Here is a 6,315-nt window from a genome sequence, read left to right on the forward strand (position 1 = left end):
CATCGGGAACACGATTGTCATGAGCGATGCATTACAGGCCGCGGTTGCACGTCAACGCATGCTGCTGCATGGGCGCCTGGCCGGCGTCCTGGCTCGCTTGGGGACCTCCTGTCGCGCTGACTGGGGCGACCGGGGGGCCTTGGAGCGCCTGCTCGGAGAAGCCTTGCGGACGCTCCCTTACTGCAAGTATCTTTACCTGCTGGATCGCCAGGCGCATCAGGTGACTGCCAACCTCTCCCACGAGGGGGTCCTGCCCGAGAACCTTGGCCGCGACCGCAGCCAGCGCCCCTATCTGGCCGAGGCCCTGGCCGGCGCGCCCTTCTCACTGTCCGCGGCCTATCTGAGCCGCAACCAGCGCCGACCCTCACTGACCGCGGTCGAGCGCCTGACCAACGCCGATGGCACCCTGCTCGGGTTCCTGGGGGCGGACTTCGACCTGCGCGACCTGCCGCTCACCCGCGAGCTCTACCGCCAACCGGACCAATGGCTCCAGATGAAGGGGGACCCGGCCATCCGCGGCGGGCTGTTCTACCAGCAGCGCGTCGAAAGCCTGATGGATAGCCGCATCGACGCAGTGCTCGACCTCGTCACCGAGCTGGTACTGGCCCACGGCGTGTTCCATGCCAAGCTGCATTTCTCAAGCTCCAGGGCCACGCTCTGGCTCTTCGACGACCCCTATCGCTACCGGGTGCTCGACTTCGAGGACCTGAACAACCCCGGCATCTGTCTCGCCTATCCACGCCGAGACTATGCGGACGACGCCATGATACCGGCCGCGCAGGTGTTCGGAATCTTGCGCGCCTTTCGCGACCTGCGCTTCATGGACGAGAACATCTACCTGCGCGCCGGCTCGCTCAACGTCATGAACGGTATCGTCTCGCTCATCTTCTCTTGCGACGGCTCACACTACATGCGCTGGGACGAGTTCCTGGAAAAGAACCTGGACTTCTGGATCGGGGCCGGCGTATTTTGCGCCGTTGGCACCCCAGACGGGGGCGACGCGAGTGGGACGCCCTGATGGGGTCTGGCCGCACCGGAAACCTGAAAACCACAATGGAGCCGGAGCATGCGCCCCATCCGCTGGATCAGCCGCTATCGCAGCGGTGATGCAGAGACCGACCGCCGCAACCGCGCCTTCGTCGATTGCCTGAACAGCCTGATCGACGCCGCCGGACAGCGCGAACATTGCCAGGAGTTGGAGGATGTCATCGCCCAGTTCAGCGCCGAGGCGCAGCAGTTGCTTGAAGCCCACCCGGCCGACAGCGACCTCAGTGCCGCGAGTGGGCGGCGCCTGCGCGCCTTGCTCCCCTTAAGCCCCCACGGCAGCGCCGCCTGCCGTCAGTGCGGCCTGTGCGACCTGGCCCAGGCGAAGATCGCGGTACACCTGGAAGCCCCAGCGCGGTGTCTGCTCATTCAGCCCTAGCAGGCTGTCGGACTTAGTGATGCAACCGATTGAATGCAAAGAGTTTCCTCTTTTGCGCCAAAAAGTCGTTTTCCTGTTTAATCAATCGGTTACGCCATCAAGTCCGACAGGCTGCTAGGGTCCGCTGCGCGGACCAACGGCATCGGCGTTAGCGCGGTGGCCAGCATGATGACCAAGGACGACAGGCCCCGGTCGGAGCGGCCGACACGGCACCCGCTCGGCCCTCAATCAAGCTCAAGCCAGATCTCATTGCGGCGCAAGAACCAGGGCTTCCACGGCGGGTCATAGCGCGCCCACACCGGCTCGCCATGCCACTTGAGGCCACGTTGCGTGAGGATGCCTTGCAGCGTCTTCAAGTGATCGTTATAGCGACTCTGTGTCCAGGTGCCGGAGTAGCGAATGACGGCGACTGTTCTCGCCGGGATCGCGCGCAACGTCACGCGCGGGTCGGTTGGCTCTGGAAGGGTCTCCAGGGTCCATTCTTTGGGCATCGCGAAGGCAATCAGGTACCCGTCGACGCCGGCACTCTGCGACACCGGCGCCGTCATCGCGATCTTCGTCGGCGTCATCGCGACCGGTGCGGTCATCGCGATGCTGCGAGACCCTTTATTCTTGCCGAAAATGTACCCCGCCAGAATGCGAAAGCCCTGATTTGCGGCCTCATCGACAGGCGCATTGACGCGGGTTTCCGCCACCAGATACGGCGCATAGTGGCGCACCTCCACGCTATCGTCCACGCGGTCCACGGTGTACGGGGGCTCTTCGATGGCCATGACATGACTCCACACCAAGCAGAAGATAAAGGCAGTAAGAAACCGAAAACGGCTCATTGAGGTACCCCAGTGGTGAAGCAAACGCGGTTGATCAGCGGGGCCTTGATCGTCGTTCCGGCCACTGGAGGTCGAGGCTTTAGCCGGTCCGGCGCGCAGACGTCACTGATTGCTCTTGGATCGCTCGTAAACTGCCCCGGAGTGGGAGCGGCTTCAGCCGCGACGAGCCCACGCCCGCCTGCGAGCTCGCGTCGCGGCTGAAGCCGCTCCCACCGGATCCCAGCCTGACGCGGTGGTCTGGTCGCCGATCTGCCGCATCAGGGCCAAGTGCTCGCGCAGCGTCGCGGTGCGCTCCTGGCTGTATATATGGCGCAACGCCAACTGCACCAAGCGGGTCAGTACCTCGCCCTTGATCTGCGCGTTGGTCCGCGCGCAGATGTCGTGCAGGGCATACTTGGAGATTTCCAGCGTACCGAGGTCGATCTCTGCCACTTGACAAAACTACGGGTAAGCAGTAGCGTCATGCAAGATGATATTTTTGAGTGGGATGACGCCAAAGCCGCAATAAACTGGCGCAACCATGGCGTAGCGTTCGATTACGCGATTAAGGTTTTTCTCGATCACTTTGCGGTCGAGTGGATAGACGACCGCGAGAGTTACGTGGAAGAGCGTATCAATCTGCTTGGCATGTGCGACGGCGTTCTTCTCCATGTGACCTATACCGAGCGCCATAATCGAACCCGCGTGATTGCAGCCAGAAGAGCGGAAAAACATGAACAAGACTACTACTACAGCGAAAATTCAATCTGACGGCAACGTCGTTGAAGTGCTGGAAGATGGCCGCGAGCGCCGGTTTGCGCAAACGCCTATGCGTCCCATGACAGCGGCGGAGATTGAGGCGGCGGCCATGGCCGACCCCGACGCGCGACCGATGGCCGAGGACGAATTACGAAAGGCCCGGCGTATTCCCCGAATCAAGACGTTGCGCCGCGCCTTGTGTCTTACACAAGAAGAGTTTGCGGCACGTTATCATGTGCCTCTTGGGACGTTGCGCGATTGGGAACAAGGCCGCACGCAACCGGATCAACCGGCGCGGGCATACTTAACCGTCATTGCCCGCGATCCTGACGGGGTGCGCCGCGCACTGCAGCAATCACCCATTTAATTTTGCTCTTCCATCCTACGCTGACGCGAGTAGTGGCCACCCGAACACGGCGACTCATCCGGCAAGCGTCAAATGGAGGCCGGTGGCTTGGCGTAACCCGGTAACCCTGCCTCCGGGGTATAGGGGGGAACGCCCCAGGCACTGCTGACGTATGCGATCATGGCAATGGCGAATTGCCCTGCGGGCATCCGCCTTAGCCCGGATATCTCACCGTGGGGTTGAAAAAGGGCCGCCAACTCTGGCATAACGGTTGTGCGAACAACATGTTATTTGCCGGCGAGAGGGCGGCCCTTCGATGACAGAGTGTAAACCTGAACAGCTGGAATTTCACGCGCTGGGCAAGCGCCCAGTGGTCGCGGCGTTCGATGGGGGCATGATCAGTTCCGGCGGCGGCGGGCTGCTGCTGCGCGAGGCCGAGGTGCGCACCGGCATCCTCGCGCGGCTCACCGAGCAGTTCACGGACGATCGTGACCCGGACGCCATCGAACACACCGTACTGGATTTGGTTGGGCAGCGGGTGTATGCGCTGGCATTGGGTTACGAAGACCTCAACGATCATGATCGGTTACGGCTGGATCCATTGCTGGCGGCGGTGGTCGGCAAGGCGGACCCCAGTGGCGCCGATCGGCTTCACCCCCGTGATCGGGGTAAGGCGTTGGCCAGTTCCAGCACGCTCAATCGCTTGGAGTTGACGCCCGAGGACGCCAAGGCGGATGCGCGGTATAAGAAGATCGTCGCCCACCCGGCGGGGATGGACGCGTTGTTGGTCGATTGCTTCCTCGACGCGCACCCGACGGCGCCGCGTTCGATCTGGATTGACCTGGATGCCACCGATGACCCCCTGCATGGCAATCAGGAAGGGCGTTTCTTCCATGGCTACTATGGCCACTACTGCTACCTGCCGCTCTACATCTTCAGCGGCGAGCATCTGCTATGCGCACGGCTGCGCGCCTCCGACATTGATGCGGCGGCCGGCAGCGTCGAGGAATTGACGCGGATCGTGGCCCGGATTCGCGCCCGCTGGGGGCAGGTGGAAATCATCATCCGTGGCGATTCCGGGTTCTGTCGCGACGACATCATGGCATGGTGCGAGGCCAATGACGTCCAGTTTGTCCTTGGCCTGGCTAAAAACAAACGCTTGCTCAAGCAGATAGCGGAAGCCATGGGCGAGGCGGAGCGCCTCTATCAAGAACACGGGCAGGCCAGCCGGGTCTTTGATGATTTGCGCTACCGCACCGTCGATAGCTGGAGCCAAGAGCGACGCGTGGTCGCCAAGGCCGAACACCTTGCCAAAGGCGCCAATCCGCGCTTCGTCGTCACCTCCTTGCCTGCCACGCGGGCCGACGCCCGCACCCTCTACGAGGACCTCTATTGCGCCCGCGGCGACATGGAGAACCGCATCAAGGAGCAGCAGCTGGACCTGTTCGCCGACCGTACCAGCAGCCATACCATGAGGGCCAACCAGAACCGCCTGTATTTCTCCTCCTTCGCCTATGTGCTGCTGTGTGCGGTACGCCGGCTCGGCTTACAGGGAACGGAACTCGCCCGCGCCCAATGCGGCACCATTCGCTTGAAGCTGCTGAAGATCGGTGCGCAGGTGCGTATCAGCGTGCGCCGGGTACGGGTCTCGTTCTCCGAGAGCTTCCCCGGTGTCGAGTTGTTTCGCCAGGCGTTGCACAACCTCCGCGGTGGGCCGCCGGGGGTGATCGCCACCTGAGCGACCGCTCGCCCTGCCCTGATCGCCCGCGACAGTGCCGCTTGGCGGCGCTGACGGGCGGCTATGCCCGAACGCGGACAAAACGGCCCAATATCCACCATTATCGCACGGGCTTGGCACCCAAGATGATCCATTCCCTATCGATATAGCCCGCGCCGTGTCGCCGGCACCCCCTGCTGTCGCGGTGGCAGGCCCCTCATGCATCCATTATGTGTATGCGCTTCCGGTTCGTGAGCGATGCGGGCTAGACCCCAGATTGCCAGCTAATTTAATTTAGCCAGCCCCCTTCTCTTTTTAGGGTTATGGTTAGGGTTGGGCTGAACAGTTACCATTTCTTAAATAGCGGCAGGCGGGTAGCGAGTGTTTTCCCGCGAACGATTCCGTGGTACGTCGCCTATTTCCGCTCTGCGCCCCCCCTGGCAAAGCCGGAAACTTCAGTTACTCTTGGTCGGTCGGAAATTCAATTAAATGGCTTCGCAAACAGGACTCAATCAAATACTCAGAACCATCTGTTGTAAGGTGTCCATAGTCCCAGGCTAAAGGCTTAAACACGTCTGTCGACGTCGAAACCAAACAGCCGGATTCATTGCAAAGAACATCAATCGGAGAAATAAAATCAATATTATCATTCGCTGCCACTTGGCGAATGCGATTGTCTGTGCTGTTTGATTCATAAACGTAACCCGAGTACGTTCTCCTGGTTCTTTTGGGAACAAAAACCCTTGCTCCAATCTTTGTTTGTGACTGACGATAGGTTGGCAGCTGGCCCACAATAATAATCTTTCTTATTCCTAACGATTTAAGGATTGATAGTGTATTGCTTAGTTTTTCGGCGGACAAATAACCCCATGGCTTTTTAGACTCGTCATGTTTTCCGTCATACAAAAGCCAGTATGCTGCCAATATAACAATGTCTGGTTTTTTCATTATAATTTTTCTTAGAGTAAATGCATTAAGAGCCTTGCAGTTTTTACGATTATCCACGTCGAAGTCGAAAACGGGAGGGCAGCCCGATGCGTTATATTGCGCCAAATTAAACCCAGATTCTAGACTCTGCTTTAGCAATCCTCGATACAAAGAAGCAGCGTGAGAATCGCCCCATATTATAGCGGCCTAATGAGTTATCACGACTAACTATTAATTATGCAGCATATAATGTATCTGGCAGATAAAAGAAAGATTTCACACGATCAGTATTCTGTTGCAGTGCCTGTAAGGCGGCCTGCAACTTAATCTTCAA

8 protein-coding genes are annotated in these 6,315 nt (G+C 59.6%); 5 read left to right on the forward strand and 3 right to left on the reverse strand.

Going from position 1 to position 6,315, the window contains the following annotated elements:
• Positions 1-19: 19 nt before the first annotated feature.
• Entirely contained in the window at positions 20-1,018 is a 999-nt protein-coding gene (locus QZX93_RS22830) for a PDC sensor domain-containing protein (protein WP_295388554.1), read from the forward strand.
• A 48-nt stretch (positions 1,019-1,066) separates the two neighbouring features.
• On the forward strand, positions 1,067-1,423 hold the full coding sequence (locus QZX93_RS22835; protein ID WP_295388556.1) for a hypothetical protein: 357 nt from the start codon (positions 1,067-1,069) through the stop codon (positions 1,421-1,423).
• A 224-nt stretch (positions 1,424-1,647) separates the two neighbouring features.
• Here the strand turns inward: QZX93_RS22835 and QZX93_RS22840 are convergent, their stop codons facing one another.
• Together QZX93_RS22840 and QZX93_RS22845 are read right to left on the reverse strand one after the other, a co-directional pair.
• Positions 1,648-2,196, reverse strand: a complete 549-nt coding sequence (locus QZX93_RS22840) for a heme-binding protein (protein WP_295388557.1) — start codon at positions 2,194-2,196, stop codon at positions 1,648-1,650.
• Positions 2,197-2,406: 210 nt separating this feature from the next.
• A complete protein-coding gene (locus tag QZX93_RS22845) occupies positions 2,407-2,685 on the reverse strand; it encodes a hypothetical protein (protein WP_295388558.1) in 279 nt (92 codons plus the stop codon).
• A gap of 30 nt (positions 2,686-2,715) precedes the next feature.
• On the opposite strand from QZX93_RS22845, the gene QZX93_RS22850 reads away from it, so the two are divergent.
• The 3 genes from QZX93_RS22850 (at position 2,716) to QZX93_RS22860 (ending at position 5,075) form a co-directional block, all read left to right on the forward strand.
• Entirely contained in the window at positions 2,716-3,003 is a 288-nt protein-coding gene (locus tag QZX93_RS22850; protein WP_295388559.1) for a BrnT family toxin, read from the forward strand.
• Positions 2,966-3,358 (forward strand): helix-turn-helix domain-containing protein, encoded by a 393-nt coding sequence (locus QZX93_RS22855; RefSeq protein WP_295388561.1) that lies wholly within the window; start codon positions 2,966-2,968, stop codon positions 3,356-3,358. Before QZX93_RS22850 ends, QZX93_RS22855 begins: the two co-directional genes overlap by 38 nt.
• Positions 3,359-3,653: 295 nt before the next feature.
• Entirely contained in the window at positions 3,654-5,075 is a 1,422-nt protein-coding gene (locus tag QZX93_RS22860; protein ID WP_295388564.1) for an IS1380 family transposase, read from the forward strand.
• A 438-nt stretch (positions 5,076-5,513) separates the two neighbouring features.
• Here the strand turns inward: QZX93_RS22860 and QZX93_RS22865 are convergent, their stop codons facing one another.
• Positions 5,514-6,182, reverse strand: a complete 669-nt coding sequence (locus QZX93_RS22865; RefSeq protein WP_366761039.1) for an SGNH hydrolase domain-containing protein — start codon at positions 6,180-6,182, stop codon at positions 5,514-5,516.
• Positions 6,183-6,315: the final 133 nt, after the last annotated feature.

Source organism: uncultured Thiodictyon sp. (assembly GCF_903946935.1).
In the GTDB taxonomy this organism is placed as follows: domain Bacteria; phylum Pseudomonadota; class Gammaproteobacteria; order Chromatiales; family Chromatiaceae; genus Thiodictyon.

Coding starts and splice junctions, on each gene's coding strand:
- QZX93_RS22840 (WP_295388557.1), bottom strand. CDS start 2,196: ATGGCCATCGAAGAGCCCCCGTACACCGTGGACCGCGTGGACGATAGC.
- QZX93_RS22860 (WP_295388564.1), top strand. CDS start 3,654: ATGACAGAGTGTAAACCTGAACAGCTGGAATTTCACGCGCTGGGCAAG.
- QZX93_RS22855 (WP_295388561.1), top strand. CDS start 2,966: ATGAACAAGACTACTACTACAGCGAAAATTCAATCTGACGGCAACGTC.
- QZX93_RS22835 (WP_295388556.1), top strand. CDS start 1,067: ATGCGCCCCATCCGCTGGATCAGCCGCTATCGCAGCGGTGATGCAGAG.
- QZX93_RS22830 (WP_295388554.1), top strand. CDS start 20: ATGAGCGATGCATTACAGGCCGCGGTTGCACGTCAACGCATGCTGCTG.
- QZX93_RS22850 (WP_295388559.1), top strand. CDS start 2,716: ATGCAAGATGATATTTTTGAGTGGGATGACGCCAAAGCCGCAATAAAC.